The organism is Paenibacillus sp. FSL K6-2859, from assembly GCF_038008265.1.
Taxonomy (GTDB): Bacteria; Bacillota; Bacilli; order Paenibacillales; family Paenibacillaceae; genus Paenibacillus_AQ; species Paenibacillus_AQ nitricinens.
This window is the reverse complement of sequence record NZ_JBBOYU010000001.1, coordinates 4,296,821-4,312,617: the sequence shown is the minus strand read 5'-3', so window position 1 is coordinate 4,312,617 and position 15,797 is coordinate 4,296,821. Positions and strand designations below refer to the sequence as shown.

14 protein-coding genes are annotated in these 15,797 nt (G+C 43.1%); 13 read left to right on the top strand and 1 reads right to left on the bottom strand.

Translation table 11 applies throughout. The features are described 5' to 3' along the window. Positions 1–141 precede the first annotated feature (141 nt). Positions 142–1,848 (top strand): YifB family Mg chelatase-like AAA ATPase, encoded by a 1,707-nt coding sequence (locus MHB64_RS19255; protein WP_341135164.1) that lies wholly within the window; start codon positions 142–144, stop codon positions 1,846–1,848. Positions 1,849–1,997: 149 nt separating this feature from the next. Here MHB64_RS19255 and MHB64_RS19250 read toward each other — a convergent pair whose 3' ends face one another. Then, positions 1,998–2,426 (bottom strand): organic hydroperoxide resistance protein, encoded by a 429-nt coding sequence (locus tag MHB64_RS19250; protein ID WP_094869598.1) that lies wholly within the window; start codon positions 2,424–2,426, stop codon positions 1,998–2,000. Positions 2,427–2,569: 143 nt separating this feature from the next. Between MHB64_RS19250 and MHB64_RS19245 the strand changes: the two genes are divergently transcribed. The 12 genes from MHB64_RS19245 to fliF all read left to right on the top strand — a co-directional run bounded on the left by MHB64_RS19245 (position 2,570) and on the right by fliF (position 15,797). Further along, positions 2,570–3,058, top strand: a complete 489-nt coding sequence (locus MHB64_RS19245; protein WP_269321761.1) for a MarR family winged helix-turn-helix transcriptional regulator — start codon at positions 2,570–2,572, stop codon at positions 3,056–3,058. A gap of 351 nt (positions 3,059–3,409) precedes the next feature. Continuing rightward, positions 3,410–4,570 carry an ADP-forming succinate--CoA ligase subunit beta gene (sucC, locus tag MHB64_RS19240; protein WP_042128955.1) on the top strand — a complete coding sequence of 387 codons (1,161 nt, stop codon included), beginning with the start codon at positions 3,410–3,412 and terminating at the stop codon, positions 4,568–4,570. 62 nt (positions 4,571–4,632) lie between these two features. Next, a complete protein-coding gene (gene sucD, locus MHB64_RS19235) occupies positions 4,633–5,562 on the top strand; it encodes a succinate--CoA ligase subunit alpha (RefSeq protein ID WP_094869599.1) in 930 nt (309 codons plus the stop codon). 221 nt (positions 5,563–5,783) lie between these two features. Further along, positions 5,784–6,902 carry a DNA-processing protein DprA gene (gene dprA, locus MHB64_RS19230; protein ID WP_341135163.1) on the top strand — a complete coding sequence of 373 codons (1,119 nt, stop codon included), beginning with the start codon at positions 5,784–5,786 and terminating at the stop codon, positions 6,900–6,902. A gap of 36 nt (positions 6,903–6,938) precedes the next feature. Continuing rightward, entirely contained in the window at positions 6,939–9,038 is a 2,100-nt protein-coding gene (gene topA, locus MHB64_RS19225; protein ID WP_094869601.1) for a type I DNA topoisomerase, read from the top strand. Then, positions 9,038–10,420, top strand: a complete 1,383-nt coding sequence (trmFO, locus tag MHB64_RS19220; RefSeq protein WP_341136102.1) for an FADH(2)-oxidizing methylenetetrahydrofolate--tRNA-(uracil(54)-C(5))-methyltransferase TrmFO — start codon at positions 9,038–9,040, stop codon at positions 10,418–10,420. The genes topA and trmFO overlap by 1 nt, the downstream gene beginning before the upstream one ends. A 132-nt stretch (positions 10,421–10,552) precedes the next feature. Further along, positions 10,553–11,095, top strand: a complete 543-nt coding sequence (gene hslV / locus MHB64_RS19215) for an ATP-dependent protease subunit HslV (protein ID WP_042189455.1) — start codon at positions 10,553–10,555, stop codon at positions 11,093–11,095. Between the two features lie 33 nt (positions 11,096–11,128). Then, a complete protein-coding gene (gene hslU / locus MHB64_RS19210) occupies positions 11,129–12,529 on the top strand; it encodes an ATP-dependent protease ATPase subunit HslU (RefSeq protein WP_094869603.1) in 1,401 nt (466 codons plus the stop codon). Positions 12,530–12,907: 378 nt separating this feature from the next. Further along, a complete protein-coding gene (flgB, locus tag MHB64_RS19205) occupies positions 12,908–13,315 on the top strand; it encodes a flagellar basal body rod protein FlgB (protein ID WP_094869604.1) in 408 nt (135 codons plus the stop codon). A 6-nt stretch (positions 13,316–13,321) separates the two neighbouring features. Continuing rightward, positions 13,322–13,771 carry a flagellar basal body rod protein FlgC gene (gene flgC, locus MHB64_RS19200; RefSeq protein WP_094869605.1) on the top strand — a complete coding sequence of 150 codons (450 nt, stop codon included), beginning with the start codon at positions 13,322–13,324 and terminating at the stop codon, positions 13,769–13,771. Positions 13,772–13,863: 92 nt separating this feature from the next. After that, the gene (gene fliE, locus MHB64_RS19195; RefSeq protein ID WP_042189451.1) at positions 13,864–14,175 is read left to right on the top strand and encodes a flagellar hook-basal body complex protein FliE; all 312 of its coding nucleotides are present in this window, start codon (positions 13,864–13,866) and stop codon (positions 14,173–14,175) included. A 35-nt stretch (positions 14,176–14,210) separates the two neighbouring features. Then, positions 14,211–15,797, top strand: coding sequence for a flagellar basal-body MS-ring/collar protein FliF (gene fliF, locus MHB64_RS19190; RefSeq protein ID WP_094869606.1), 1,587 nt, complete (start codon positions 14,211–14,213; stop codon positions 15,795–15,797).

The window sequence follows — 15,797 nt, the reverse complement described above, 5'->3', positions numbered from 1 at the left end:
TTAATAATTCTTGATTACGCTAAGATTTCATATATATAATGAGATATGTAGCTAATTTATTACCGGAAAATAAGGAAGCACCTTTTTTCTTGAAGATGTGACACCCAAACAGGGGTGTATTTCAGGAGACGAGGTGTTTTTATGTATGGAAAAATGCATAGTGCATGTCTGTATGGAATTGAGGGGGTAATGATAGGTGTAGAAATTGATCTTGCGAATGGATTGCCACAGACAAATATCATTGGTCTGCCTGATTCTGCGATTCGTGAGGCAGTAGAACGAGTAAGAGCCGCTATTAAGAACTGTGGTTATCGTTATCCCCAGCAGCGCATTACGATAAATCTAGCACCAGCCGACTTACGAAAAGAAGGATCTGCCTTTGACCTAGCGATTGCTCTGGGGATACTGATAACTAGTGGTCAACTGATAATGCCCTCAGCCCATGAGATGCTTTTTATTGGAGAGCTTGCGCTTGACGGTAGTCTGCGTCCAGTATCAGGTGTTCTACCAATGGTGGAAGCTGCGCGTAAGAATGGATTTAAGGCTGTACTGCTTCCTGAAGGAAATGCTGCTGAGGCAGCTTTGATCAGTGGCATAAATATATACGCAATCAACCATTTGCGTGCATTACCGAACCCGGAAGAATCACCATCCAATTCAGCTAAGGGTATAAAAGGGGAAGACGAACAGAATCAACGGTATGGAAGAGTTTCCGAAGAGATGGCTTCTTTATCATCTCTTCCTTTTCCTGTAACTGTGACCAAGGGGATCGAAGCTAATGAACGATCTCCGGTTCTACTTCTTTCTTTGGAACATCTTAAATATACCCCGATTTACGGTGCATCTGAGGACGCCTCATATGTAATGAACGAGATGATGGATGATTACAGTGATGTGCTAGGGCAACAACATGTAAAAAGAGCCCTAACCATTGCGGCAGCTGGCATGCATAATATACTACTTATCGGTCCACCGGGTACAGGGAAGACGATGCTGATTAAACGCCTTCCAAGTATCCTTCCGAAATTGTCTGAGAGTGAGGCGCTTGAGGTAACTAAAATTTTTAGCGCAGCAGGAACTTTGAAAGATGCCCACAATGGTTTGCTGCGCAGACGTCCTTTTCGCTCCCCACATCATACGATATCGGCCGCAGGCCTTATTGGGGGTGGAGGCATTCCGAAGCCGGGAGAAGTTAGTCTTGCGCATCGAGGGATTCTCTTTTTAGATGAGTTGCCCGAATTCTCTCGGAATGTACTTGAGGTGTTACGCCAGCCGCTCGAAGACGGGGTTGTTACCATAAGTCGTGCTCGAGCTTCTTTTACCTATCCTGCAAAATTCATGCTGGCCGCATCGATGAATCCCTGTAGCTGTGGTTATTTTGGGAGTAATCTTTCTCAACAACATTGTACATGCAGCCCCGCCAGAATTGCTCAATATCGCGCAAAGATATCAGGACCCTTATTGGATCGTATTGATTTACAGGTGGATGTTCCTCGTCCAAAGGAATGGGATCGTCAGGGGCATGTTCTATCTTCGGCTGAGATGTATGCAGAGGTGATGGCAGCACAAGCGATACAGACTAAACGGTTTAAGCGCTTGCCTATTTCTTGGAATAGTGAACTTTCCGGCGCTTCCCTTCGGAGATATGCAAGCCTTAGCCGTGAAGGTGCCCAATTGCTGTATGACATTCTGGAAAATTTAGGTTTAAGCATGCGAGCGCATGATCGAATTATTAAGCTATCCCGTACAATAGCTGATTTGGAAGGCGCACCGGATATTACTTCCGCGCATCTTGCGGAAGCTGTGCAATACCGTAATTTAGACCGGCAGGCGATGACAGAAGAATAAACTAAATAGAGCAGCGATTCCCGTTATTGGCGAATCGCTGCTCTGTTTTGGGTTATTAATGTCACTCCGCTAAAATTGTTAACCTCTCTGGATAAGATCATCTGTGTCCGTAAGGGCTTCGTTTGAGATAATAATTCTCTATAGTTCCCTTACAGCACATTCAATTCTACAGCGATATTGCCGCGGGTTGCGCGGGAGTATGGACAAGCGCCATGAGCAGCCTCTACTAAAGAGGCTGCAGTTTCTCTATCAACGCCTTTAACTAGCACATCAAGCTTAACCGCTATGCCAAAACCTCCATCTTCAACTTTACCAAAGCTGACTGTAGCCGTTACTTCGCTACCTTCTATTTTTACTTTTCCGAGTCGGGCAACCATGTTCAGTGCACTATCGAAACAAGCGGAATATCCAGCTGCAAATAGTTGCTCAGGATTTGTACCTTCCCCACCGGCACCTCCCATTTCACGTGGTGTACTAATTGTAAGATTAAGCTTAGGGCTTTCTGATTCGATAAAACCGTTTCTTCCTCCTACGGCTTTAACAGTGGTTTCATACATTTTTTGCTGGATGGTCATCATTGTGTATCTCTCCAATTCCTAATTAGTTTGTGTACAATCTAATTTATCACAATTAATTATAATGTCAAATTAATTTTTTGCTATTAACATGATGTTATGAGTGAATTATGATAAAATAAGGGTATAAGGCAGGTGAATAAGATATGAAAATGAATGAAGAAGATATGCAAAAGATGACGACTACACCTGAGCTGCTGATTGAGAATCAACTCTGTTTTACGATTTATGCCTGCTCTCGTGAGATCACAAAGCTGTATCAACCTTATTTGGATAAGATCGGTTTAACATACTCGCAATATCTAGTAATGCTTGTGTTATGGGAACGGCAGCAATGTACGGTTAAAGAAATTGGTGAGGCGCTATTTTTGGATTCGGGTACGCTGACACCTCTTTTAAAACGCCTACAAGCTGCTGGCTTGATCGTACGTGAACGTTCAACACAAGATGAGCGGAAAGTTCTGATTTCCTTAACGGAACAGGGCTGGGCACTTCAAAGCAATGCGGCTTGTATTCCTGGGAAAATGATGGAAGAAACGACTATGTCCGGCGATGAGACTGTAGAGCTGCTTGAGCAGTTCAAAAGCTTGTTAAATCGTGTTCATGAGGCGAACACTCAAGATAGTAAAAAGTAAGTATAAACAGTAGTCAATGCGATCGTTCGCATTCCGGCATGAAACCAAGCGAAAAAATGTGTACGAATCATGAATATATTTAAGGAAAGCGTTTTAAAAACATGTTACACTATTCTGGGTTCCTTTATATGGCATATAGGTAAGTATAAGCTTAGTCTTATAGATTTACTCAATGTCTCTCACAGAAATAAGGCCATTCTTTTACGAGTGGTAGAGCAGTTTCTGTTGGTTCCGGAATAGTGCTGCATGTTTAGCATCAGCCTATCCCTAACCCCGCGGCAATCAAAACGGAAGGCGAGATGACAACAGGCTGCCTGTTAAGTCACCACGCTACTTTAGGAGGCTACCGCTATGAATATCCACGAGTATCAGGGAAAAGAAGTGCTTAAGAAGTACGGTGTGGCCGTACCGAATGGAAAAGTAGCTTATACAGTGGAGGAAGCGGTAGAAGCCGCAGAGTCACTGAGTACACCGGTTGTTGTAGTTAAAGCTCAGATTCATGCAGGTGGACGCGGTAAAGCTGGAGGTGTAAAGGTTGCTAAGAATATCGATGAAGTGCGTACTTACGCAACCGAAATTCTCGGCAAGACTTTAGTTACTCACCAGACTGGTCCGGAGGGTAAGGTTGTAAAGCGGCTGCTTATTGAAGAGGGCTGTCAAATTGTTAAAGAGTATTATATCGGTATTGTTGTTGATAGAGGAACTGGTCGGGTGGTTATGATGGCATCTGAAGAAGGTGGCACAGAGATTGAAGAGGTTGCAGCTACACATCCGGAGAAGATTTTTAAAGAAATCATTGATCCGGCAGTAGGTTTGCAGACATTCCAAGCTCGTAAACTAGCTTACAGCATCTCTATTCCGAATGAACTGGTAGGCAAGACTGTGAAATTCATGCAAGCGCTATATCTAGCTTTTGTGGATAAAGATTGCTCTATTGCCGAAATTAACCCATTGGTAGTTACTGCGGATGGTAATGTGATGGCTCTAGATGCTAAATTGAATTTTGACCCCAATGCTTTGTTCCGCCACAAAGATATTCAAGAGCTTCGGGATCTAGATGAAGAAGATTTGAAAGAAATCGAAGCCTCTAAGTATGACCTGAGCTATATTGCGCTTGATGGCAATATTGGTTGTATGGTGAACGGTGCAGGTCTAGCGATGGCAACGATGGATATAATTAAATATTACGGAGGCGAACCCGCCAACTTCCTTGATGTAGGGGGCGGTGCAACTACCGAGAAAGTTACAGAAGCCTTTAAAATTATTCTGTCAGATGAAAAGGTAAATGGAATTTTCGTTAATATTTTCGGCGGTATTATGCGCTGTGACGTTATTGCTAACGGTGTTGTGGAAGCGGCAAGTCAATTGGGATTGACTAAACCGCTTGTTGTACGTCTTGAAGGAACAAATGTTGGTTTAGGTAAGCAAATCTTGGCTGGATCGGGACTAAACATTGTAGCTGCTGATTCTATGGCGGACGGTGCCCGTAAGATTGTATCTCTTGTGCAATAATGGCTCGGAAGTTGAAGCCAGTTATCGTATTTGACAATATAAGTAGGGATGTGACTTAAGGCATGAGCATTCTTGTAGATAAAAATACGAAAGTTATCACGCAAGGTATTACGGGAGCAACGGGCTTGTTCCATACTAAGGGTGCGCTTGATTATGGAACTCAGATGGTTGGAGGAGTAACGCCGGGTAAAGGTGGAACAACAGTTAATATCACCCTTGAAAATGGCAGTGAAGTTAGTCTTCCGGTATTTGATACAGTCGCAGCTGCTAAAGCAGCTACTGGTGCAACTGCTAGTGTGATTTATGTACCGCCAGCATTTGCAGCAGATTCCATCATGGAGGCTGTAGATGCAGAGCTGGATTTGGTTATCTGTATTACTGAAGGTATTCCTGTGCTTGATATGGTAAAAGTCTCACGTTATATGGAAGGTCGTTCTACAGTGTTGATCGGTCCAAACTGTCCGGGTGTTATCACTCCTGGAGAGTGTAAGATTGGAATCATGCCTGGCTATATTCATATGCCTGGTTATGTAGGAGTGGTCTCGCGCAGCGGAACGCTAACCTATGAGGCGGTTCATCAGCTGACCACGCGTGGAATTGGGCAGTCTTCGGCTGTAGGTATTGGCGGGGACCCTGTTAAAGGCTCCGAGTTTATTGATATTTTGAGGCTGTTTAATGAAGATCCGGGTACGAAGGCAGTTATCATGATCGGAGAGATCGGTGGTACGGCTGAGGAAGAAGCAGCGGAGTGGATTCGTGAACACATGACCAAGCCAGTAGTAGGCTTCATTGGAGGGGCAACTGCACCTCCAGGCAAGCGTATGGGGCATGCTGGTGCTATCATTTCTGGAGGGAAAGGTACAGCTAGCGAAAAAATTGCCGTACTGGAAGCTTGCGGAATTAAGGTAGCCCCTACGCCTGCTGAAATGGGTTCGACACTCGTAAGTGTGCTTGAAGAGCGCGGTATTCTCAATGCTTTTACATCGCACTAATTAGTGTAATTAAGACAGAGAAATCGCTCCGCGTAGTGAGGTTATTTCGTGTATAATTAATTAAAGAGGTAAGCAACCTTTTGTTCCTATTTAGGGATGAAAGGTTGCTTTTTTTATTTTAAATAGAAATTTATTGAATTTAAAGAAATACTTGCGTTTTCAAGATGTGTAACACAAAATAGGGAAGGCTAGGCCTTCCGTGTTAAGGGGCGAAAAAGACTATGGAAGAACGGGAACTACTATTCGGTTTTAATGAAGTGGAAGGCATTGGCTGGAAAACGATCGACAAGATTCGCAGAGCTGGGCTCTTGTCAGAAAAAGCATTTTCTTGTAGCTCGGAAGACTGGGAAAAGGTTGGATTGAGTGAGAAAATGTCGATTCAGCTTGCTTCTATATATACGTTGGAGTGGATAGCAAGCCGCCGCTTACTAATGGAAGAAAGTTTTGTGAACATGATGACGATTTTTGATGCAGACTATCCAAATTTATTGAAGGAGACGGCTCAGCCACCATGGATTCTTTATTATCGTGGGCGTTTGGATCTGTTATCGACACCCAGTGTAGCGATGGTCGGTACTCGTGTGCCAACAGCTTATGGACGGAAGGTAGGGGAGATCCTCACGAAAGAGCTTAGTGAAGCAGGTCTGACAGTGGTTAGCGGATTAGCTAGGGGGATTGATAGCGTTTGTCATGAAGCTGCGCTAAGAAGCGGTGGAAGCACAATAGCGGTAGTAGCTACAGGTCTGGATCGGGTCTACCCGCCTGAGAATAAGGAGCTTGAACGATTGATTTCCCGTGATGGGCTAGTGCTAACAGAGTATCCCCTTGGAACCAAAAGCCATCCAGGGTTGTTTCCGCAGCGCAATCGAATTATTGCGGGTCTCACATACGGGACAGTGGTTGTAGAGGCGGATAGTAGAAGTGGATCACTCATTACTGCAGATGCTGCCTTGGAGGCAGGACGGGATGTTTTTGCTGTCCCTGGACCTATTACGTCTCCCAAAAGTAGAGGGGCTCTTGATCTGATTAAACAGGGGGCAAAGCTGGTAACCGGTGCACTAGATATTTTAGAAGAATACACTTCTTTTCTCCCGAAAAACCTCTCAAAAACGGGTGAAAGCGGTCCCCCTAAACAGGTGGTTGACGATTTGGTAATTGAAAAGAAATTGACAAATGAGGAGTTACACCTATACCATATACTGCATCAAGGCCCCTTTATTTTGGACGATCTGCTTGTGAGGACAGGATGGGATTTTGGACATTTGCATTCAGTTCTGTTATCTTTAATCATAAAAAAAGCGGTAGCACAATTACCAGGAGCTATTTATAAGGTAATTTAATATAGAGGTACGAGTGTTAACGAGGAGGAAGAGTCTATGGCAGATGCATTGGTTATTGTCGAATCGCCCGCGAAAGCGAAGACAATTGGCAAATATCTAGGTAGTAAATATATTGTAAAGGCATCTATGGGACATATTAGGGACTTGCCGAAGAGTCAAACCGGCGTCGAAGTTGAAAATAATTTCAACCCTAAATATATTACTATCCGTGGTAAAGGTTCCATATTGAAGGAATTGAAAGACGCTAGTAAAAAAGTGAAAAAAGTTTATCTCGCAGCTGACCCTGACCGCGAAGGAGAAGCGATCGCATGGCACTTGGCGCATGCATTAAATTTAGATCAAACACAGGAATGCCGAGTTGTATTTAATGAGATCACCAAACAAGCGGTGAAGGATGCTTTTAAGACGCCACGTAAGATTAACATGGATCTTGTGAATGCACAGCAGGCAAGACGTATACTGGATCGGCTGGTAGGTTACAAGATTAGCCCCCTATTATGGAAGAAAGTCAAAAAAGGGTTATCTGCTGGTCGTGTTCAATCTGTAGCTGTAAAGATCATAATGGATCGTGAGAATGAAATCTCCGCTTTTGTACCTACTGAATATTGGAGTATTACCGCTAAACTTGGGATTCGAGATTCCGTCTTTGAAGCTAAGTTCCATAAGCTGAATGGTGTGAAGAAAGAACTTAATCAAGAAAGCGATGTTCAAGAGATCCTTGAGGCAATCAAGAACGCAGCTTTTAAGGTAAGTAAAGTGAAGGAGAAGGAAAGACAACGACATCCTTCGGCTCCTTTTACAACAAGTTCACTTCAACAGGAAGCAGCTCGTAAGCTTGGATTCCGTGCAGCTAAGACCATGTCTGTTGCCCAGCAATTATACGAAGGTGTGGAACTAGGCAAAGAGGGAACCGTAGGTTTGATCACCTATATGCGTACGGACTCGACACGCTTATCTGTCACTGCACAGGATGAAGCTAAAGAGCTGATTACTGCTAAGTATGGTGAAAAGTTCTTACCTGAAACCCCCCGCCAGTATTCGAAGAAAGCGGCTGGAGCACAAGAAGCGCATGAAGCGATTCGACCAACTTCGGCACTTCGGGAACCGGAAATGGTCAAAGAGTTCTTAAGCCGGGATCAATTCCGTCTTTATAAGCTGGTGTGGGAGCGGTTCGTATCCAGTCAAATGGCTTCGGCTCTTCTGGATACACTCTCGGTTGATATAGAAGCAGGTACAGCCACTTTCAGAGCGGTGGGTTCGAAGGTTTCATTCCCAGGGTTCATGAAGGTTTACGTGGAAGGTAATGATGATGGAACTACAGATGAAGATAAGTATTTACCGCCTCTTGAAGCGGGAGATGCTTTAAATAAGCAAGAGATCGAGCCGAAGCAGCATTTTACACAGCCACCACCGCGATATACAGAAGCAAGGCTTGTAAAGACACTTGAGGAATTAGGGATAGGACGCCCAAGTACGTATGCACCAACGCTTGAAACGATTCAGAAGCGTGGTTATGTAGCGATTGAAGAGAAAAAATTCATGCCTACAGAGCTTGGAGAACTAGTCATCGAGCAGATGGAACAATTTTTCCCGGAAATATTGAACGTAGAGTTTACGGCTAATATGGAAGGAGATCTTGACCATGTGGAAGAAGGGTCAGAAGATTGGGTGAAGGTTCTTGCCGAATTTTACGAGTCTTTCGAGAAGCGCTTATTGTTTGCTGAAGAAGAAATGAAAGAAATCGAGATTGAAGATGAAGTCTCTGATGAGATCTGCGAGAAATGTGGTAAACCACTTGTATATAAATTAGGACGCTTTGGGAAGTTTCTAGCATGTTCTGGTTTTCCAGATTGCCGAAATACGAAGCCGATTATCAAAGATATAGGTGTAACTTGCCCTAAATGTAATGAAGGTAAAGTTGTAGAGCGTCGTAGCAAAAAAGGGCGTGTCTTCTATGGCTGCGATCAATATCCTGGCTGTGATTTCGTCTCTTGGGATAGACCATCCACTAAGCCATGTCCATCTTGCGGGGCTTGGATGATTGAGAAACGCAATAAGCAAGGCACCAAACTGCAATGTACGTCTTGTGACCATACAGAGGCAGTTTTAGACAACGAAGAAGAGTTAGCAGAATAATAGTCTCTACAGGAGGAAATAAGACAGTGACAGATACAGCAAAGGTAACAGTAATTGGAGCAGGTCTCGCAGGAAGTGAAGCGGCCTGGCAAATAGCCTCTCAAGGCGTACCGGTAAGATTGTATGAAATGAGACCCGTGGTGAAAACGCCAGCTCACCACACGAATCAATTCGCAGAACTAGTATGCAGTAACTCCTTGCGTGCAAATGGTTTAGTCAATGCAGTGGGTGTATTAAAGGAAGAAATGCGGCGCTTAAACTCTCTTGTATTAGGTGCTGCGGATCGCCACGCTGTACCTGCTGGTGGTGCACTTGCCGTGGATCGGGATGGTTTCTCGGGAGAAATTACGAGTACATTGCATAATCATCCGCTCGTGGAAGTCATAAATGAAGAACTTACGCATATACCGGAGGAAGGGATTGTTGTTATTGCAACGGGTCCACTAACTTCCCCTGCATTATCTGCTGAAATTAAGGGTCTATTAGGTGAAGAGTATTTCTATTTTTATGATGCTGCTGCACCGATTGTTGAGAAGGACAGTATTGATATGAATAAAGTGTATCTGGCTTCCCGTTATGACAAAGGGGAAGCAGCATATCTGAACTGTCCTATGACTGAAGAGGAGTTTGACGTGTTTTATGATGCGTTGATTTCTGCAGAGACGGCGGCGCTCAAGGATTTTGAGAAAGAGATATACTTTGAGGGCTGTATGCCTATCGAAATCATGATGAAGCGCGGTAAGCAAACAGCATTGTTTGGTCCGATGAAGCCAGTAGGTCTTATCAATCCGCACACAGGTAAGCTACCTTACGCGGTGGTACAGCTTCGTCAGGATAACGCTGCTGGAACGCTTTACAATCTGGTGGGTTTTCAAACGCACTTGAAATGGGGCGAACAAAAGCGGGTATTTTCGCTGATTCCAGGTCTTGAGAACGCTGAATACGTTCGATATGGTGTAATGCACAGAAATACCTTTATTAATTCTCCTAAACTCTTGCATCCTACTTATCAAATGAAGGGTAAAGAAAGGCTGTACTTTGCTGGACAGATGACTGGCGTGGAAGGTTATGTGGAATCAGCAGCTTCAGGTCTGATTGCCGGCATTAACGCTGCTAGAGCCGCACTCGGTCAAGAAGGACTGATCTTCCCGCAAGACACGGTGCTCGGTAGTATGCCTGCTTATATCACTTCCGCTGATCCGGAGCATTTTCAGCCTATGAATGCCAATTTTGGTCTTCTACCGAAGGTGGAGAAGAAAATCCGTAATAAGAAAGAAAAAAATGAGATGTTAGCGCATCGTGCACTAGACAGTCTTGCCGAGTACGCCAATCGTACGGGCCTCGCTTATATAGAGCCGGAGGTTATCGATACCCAAGAATAAGCGCCTTCGGCGTCCTAATAAGGATGATAAGCGTTAGCGTTTAAGCGAAAAATATAAGGATAATGAAGAACAACGTGAAACGTATACTTCTTATATTTTAACAAAGCCCATCTTAAGGAGGTAACTGCAATCATGGTACCCAGCTTTCATGCGACTACAATTTGTGCTGTAAGACATAACGGACAGGCAGCTATAGCAGGTGATGGTCAGGTTACATTCGGAGAGAGTGTAATTATGAAGACGACGGCCAGAAAGGTTCGTCGCTTATACAGGGGACAAGTAATAGCAGGGTTTGCAGGATCTGTTGCCGATGCTATCACTTTGTTCGAAAAATTCGAAGGTAAGTTGGAGGAGCATCATGGAAACCTGCAACGGGCAGCCGTAGAATTAGCGAAAGACTGGCGTCAAGATCGTATTCTTCGTAAACTTGAGGCATTAATGATTGTTATGGACAAGGAAGGAATGCTCTTAATCTCCGGAAATGGTGAAATTATCGAGCCAGATGATGATGTGCTCGCTATTGGTTCCGGTGGTAATTTTGCACTTGCTTCCGGTCGCGCGCTCAAACGTCATGCTCCAAATCTTGCTGCTGCGGATATTGCTCGTGAGGCTCTTCAGATTGCATCAGAAATATGTGTGTATACTAACTCCAATATTATTGTTGAGCAATTATAGGCTCAGTGCCATAGAGACAAGGAGGAATTCACGATGGTGAATCAATCGCTAACACCCCGTCAAATCGTAGCTGAATTGGATAAATATATTGTAGGTCAGAAACAAGCTAAGAAATCGGTAGCTGTTGCCCTTCGTAATCGTTATCGGCGCAGTCTGCTGGCTGAGGAACTGCGTGATGAAGTTGTTCCTAAGAACATCTTGATGATCGGACCTACTGGTGTGGGGAAAACCGAGATTGCCCGGCGTTTAGCTAAGCTTGTTAATGCTCCGTTCATCAAAGTGGAGGCTACCAAATTCACTGAGGTGGGTTATGTAGGTCGAGATGTGGAGTCTATGGTGCGTGATTTAGTGGAGACCTCTATTCGTATGGTGAAGCTAGAGCGCACGGAAAAGGTGAAGGACCGTGCAGAAGAGCTGGCTAATGAGCGGATTGTCTCTATTTTAGTGCCTTCGTCTTCAAAGAATAAATCTCAGAAGAATCCTTTTGAGATGATTTTTGGCGGGAATTCTGCACAAGAGGATTCTAAAGAAGATTCCGAACCAGATGGAAGCTTAAGCGAGCGCCGTCGCGGGATTAGATTTAAGCTGCTTGCTGGTCAATTGGAAGAAGATATCATTGAAATAGATGTTGAGGATACAGCGCCATCTATGCTGGATATGTTTGCAGGGCAAGGGAACGACCAGATGGGGATGAATATGCAAGAAATGTTTGGTAGCTTGCTTCCGAAGCGGACGAAGAAGCGTAAGCTTCCTATCCGTGAGGCTCGTAAAGTGCTAATTCAGGATGAAGCAACTAAACTGATTGATATGGATGATGTCATTCAGGAATCTGTGACACGCGCTGAACAATCGGGTATTATTTTTATCGATGAGATTGATAAGGTTGCAAGTCAAGGTAAGGGTTCGGGCCCTGATGTATCACGTGAAGGTGTGCAAAGAGATATCCTTCCAATTGTAGAAGGTTCTACAATCATGACAAAATACGGTCCTGTGAAGACGGACTACGTGCTCTTCATGGCTGCCGGGGCTTTTCATGTAGCTAAACCCTCTGATCTGATTCCAGAGCTTCAGGGGCGTTTTCCGATTCGCGTAGAGCTAAGCAGTCTGACACTGGAGGATTTTGTATCCATCTTAACTGAGCCAGAGAATGCATTGACGAAACAATATGTTAATTTGTTAAAAACTGAGGACATTGAAGTTGAGTTCCAGAAAGATGCTATTTATGAAATTGCCAAAATAGCTGCTTCAGTGAATCAAAATATGGAAAACATAGGTGCTCGGCGTCTTCATACGATTTTGGAGAAGCTATTGGAGGATCTTTCTTTTGAAGCACCTGAGCTAACTCTGGATACTATGGTTATTACACCAGAGTATGTGCGTGAGAAATTGGCAAGTATTGCACAGGATCGTGATTTAAGTCAGTATATTCTTTAATGCGACAAATTATATTCTTTTGAATTTGGGCATATTGAATTAGAAAATTACAATTTAGTGTCATTAATAGGTAAAAAAATGTAAAAAGATGCAATTAAAAAGATAATTTTGAGTTAAAAAAGGAATAAAATAGCAATAAAGTGCTTAAAGCCCTGTCTTTTTTAAAAAGATAGGGCTTATTTCTTATTGTAATAATATACAAATTAAATGAAAATCAATGTATGTGAAAATACTAATAAGTTATACTTTGCGACAAGGTTCGACGTAGAAATCGATAAATTGAGGACTTTTATACTTTATTTGTCGAAAACAAGCAGGTTTTTTAAGGAAAGTTGTGGAATTCATTTCATTATGATAGCTTTGAAAGGAGGAATTATCTTGGGATTGCTGAATAGTGTCAGTTTTCAACGATTGCAGGGAGGCATTGATGCTGCCTACAAACGACAAAATGTTCTAGCAAATAATGTGGCTAACGAAGATACGCCAAATTTCAAACGTTCTGATGTTTCATTCGAAAGTTTCCTTCAGCAACAAGAAAGTGGAATAAAACCTACACTTAACGCGAAGGTAACGGACTCCCGACATTTTCAATTTGGTACCAACAGAATTGTACCAGCAGCTGTCGTTAGTACGGATGAAACTACCTCGATGAATAATAACGACAACAATGTGGATGTAGAACGAGAAATGGCGTTAAGTGCTGAGAACCAACTCAGGTATAGTTCTTATGTCGAGCAGATCAACAGTCAAATTTCGATGATGCGAGCTGTAATTCAAGGAGGATAAGATTGCATGAACTTTGGGAGTAGTTTTGGGATAAGTGCATCAGCATTAACAGCTCAACGATTGCGGATGGACGTGATTTCCTCCAACGTGGCCAATGCGGAAACTACAAGAGCATCGGTGGTTGATGGCAAAGCCGTTCCATACCGTCGAAAGCTTGTTGTTATGGAAGCTACCGAAAGCAATAAGTTCTCGAATATACTAAATTCGAAATTAAATGGTAGTAGTAATGAAGGTGTAAAGGTGCAGTCCATTATAGAAGATACTTCACCGTTAAAGCCAGTGTACAACCCAAGCCATCCTGATGCGGATGCCGAAGGTTATGTCTATATGCCAAACGTAGATATTACCAAAGAAATGGTAGATATGTTATCTGCATCACGTTCTTATGAAGCCAATGTCACGATGCTGAATGCATCTAAAGCTATGGTAAGTAAAGCACTCGAAATTGGGCGCTAAACGTAATTAACAGATAGAACGCTTCCGAAGTGAGTTTTGTACGAAGTGAATCTAGGAAGCATATGCTTACAAAACTTTTAGGAGGGAAACAGTTGATACAGAATATCACTAATGGGGTTCAAGCTGTACAGCAGCTTGCCATGAAACCAACATCTACCGAAGTTTCATCCACTCCTGCTAATGCCATGGAGAGCTTTGGTTCTTATCTTGAGAATGCACTCACTAAAGTAGCAGATCAGGAACAACAAGCAAAGGATATGAGTAATAAATTTGTATTGGGAGAAGTGAATATAGACGAAGTGATGATTTCTTCCCAACAGGCTTTACTGAGTTTGCAGTTGACTACACAAGTCCGGAACAAAGTGATAGAAGCCTATCAAGAAATTATGAGAACTCAAATTTAATTAATTCCTAGCTTAGTTCCGGATGGGGTGACACTGTGAATGAAAGATTTGCCCAATATCGGGAGAAGGTGACCCTTTATTGGAACAGATTTAGTGGTAAACAGAAGATTTTATTTTTTTCAACATTGTTTATCATTCTAATAATAATCGTAGTATTAACCATGCAGCTTTCAAAGACAGAATATGAAGTAGCGTTTCAAGATTTGGACAGCACAGATTCAGCTGGAGTAATGAACTACTTGGATACAGCAGGTGTTTCATACCGATTAAGCCAAGATGGAAAGAGCATCTCAGTGCCAAGCACAGAAGCGGCTCGAATAAAGGTGGATATCGGTTCTCAGGGGATTGTTCAGGGGGGCTCTATCGGTTATAAGGTCTTTAATGAAAATTCGTCAATGATAGGGACGACAGATAGTGAGTTTAATGTGAAGTATAATAATGCATTAAACGGTGAAGTAGAACAGTTAATGAGACGTATGCAAGGAATTAAGGATGCTAAAGTGCTGATTAATCTGCCTAAAGAAACAGTTTTTGCTTCCCAGGCTGACCAAGAGCAAGCATCTGCATCCGTTGTGCTTTCATTTAATCCGGGATTTAGACCCAGTCAAGATAATATCGATGGTTACTTCAACCTTGTAAAGACGGCTGTTCCAAATCTACCAATCGATAACATTACGATTGCTAATAATGAAGTCGAGTTAATGCCTACGGCCAAAGGTGGACAAGCAGGAGTTTCCAGCCAAGTCGAAGAGAACTTCGCTCTTCAGAAAAAATTCGAAGAAGAAGTAAAGAAAGATGTGAAACAATTCCTTAGCACTCTTACGGGTCCGGATAAAGTTGATGTTCTTGTATTTTCGAAGCTGAACTTTGACAAGGAAAACCGGAAGGAGAATCTCGTAACCCCGGTGGATACAGAGAACATGAAGGGGATTGAGATCAGTTCACAAATCATTAGTAATTCGTATTCGGGTCAAGGGAATACAACTGGCGGAGTGGCAGGCACTGGTTCACAAGATGTAGCGGGCTATCCCTCACAAGCCGGTACGGATACTTCAACTTCGGAAGAATCTTCTGAAACGAGGAACTATGAAGTAAACCGAATTACAAAGGATGTTATCGCAAGTCCCTTTACTGTTAAAGATTTAACCATAAATGTTGCAGTTGAACCACCTACAGGACAAAATACTTTGGACGCTGCTACATCAGCAGCAATTCAAAACATTTTGGTAAATATTGTTCGTGCTTCGCTCGCAGATTCAGGTACTACATATACAGACGCTGATTTAACCAAAAAGGTTTCGGTATATTCTCAACAATTTGGCGGAACCGCTGCTAACACAACACCAGGTGGTCTTGCCACATGGATGTTATGGGCTATCGGAGCAGCTGCATTGCTGGTTGGAGCAGGTGGAGGATATCTAATCTATCGGAGTCGTAAGAAGACTGTGGAAGAGGAAGATGAAGACATTCCATTACAGGTTCCTACCGAATTTCCATCTATTAATTTGGAAAGTGTGACGAATGACAGTCAAGTTCGTAAGCAATTGGAAAGTTTGGCTAAGAAAAAGCCAGACGAATTCGTTAATTTGCTGCGTACATGGCTTGCAGACGAACAGAGGTGA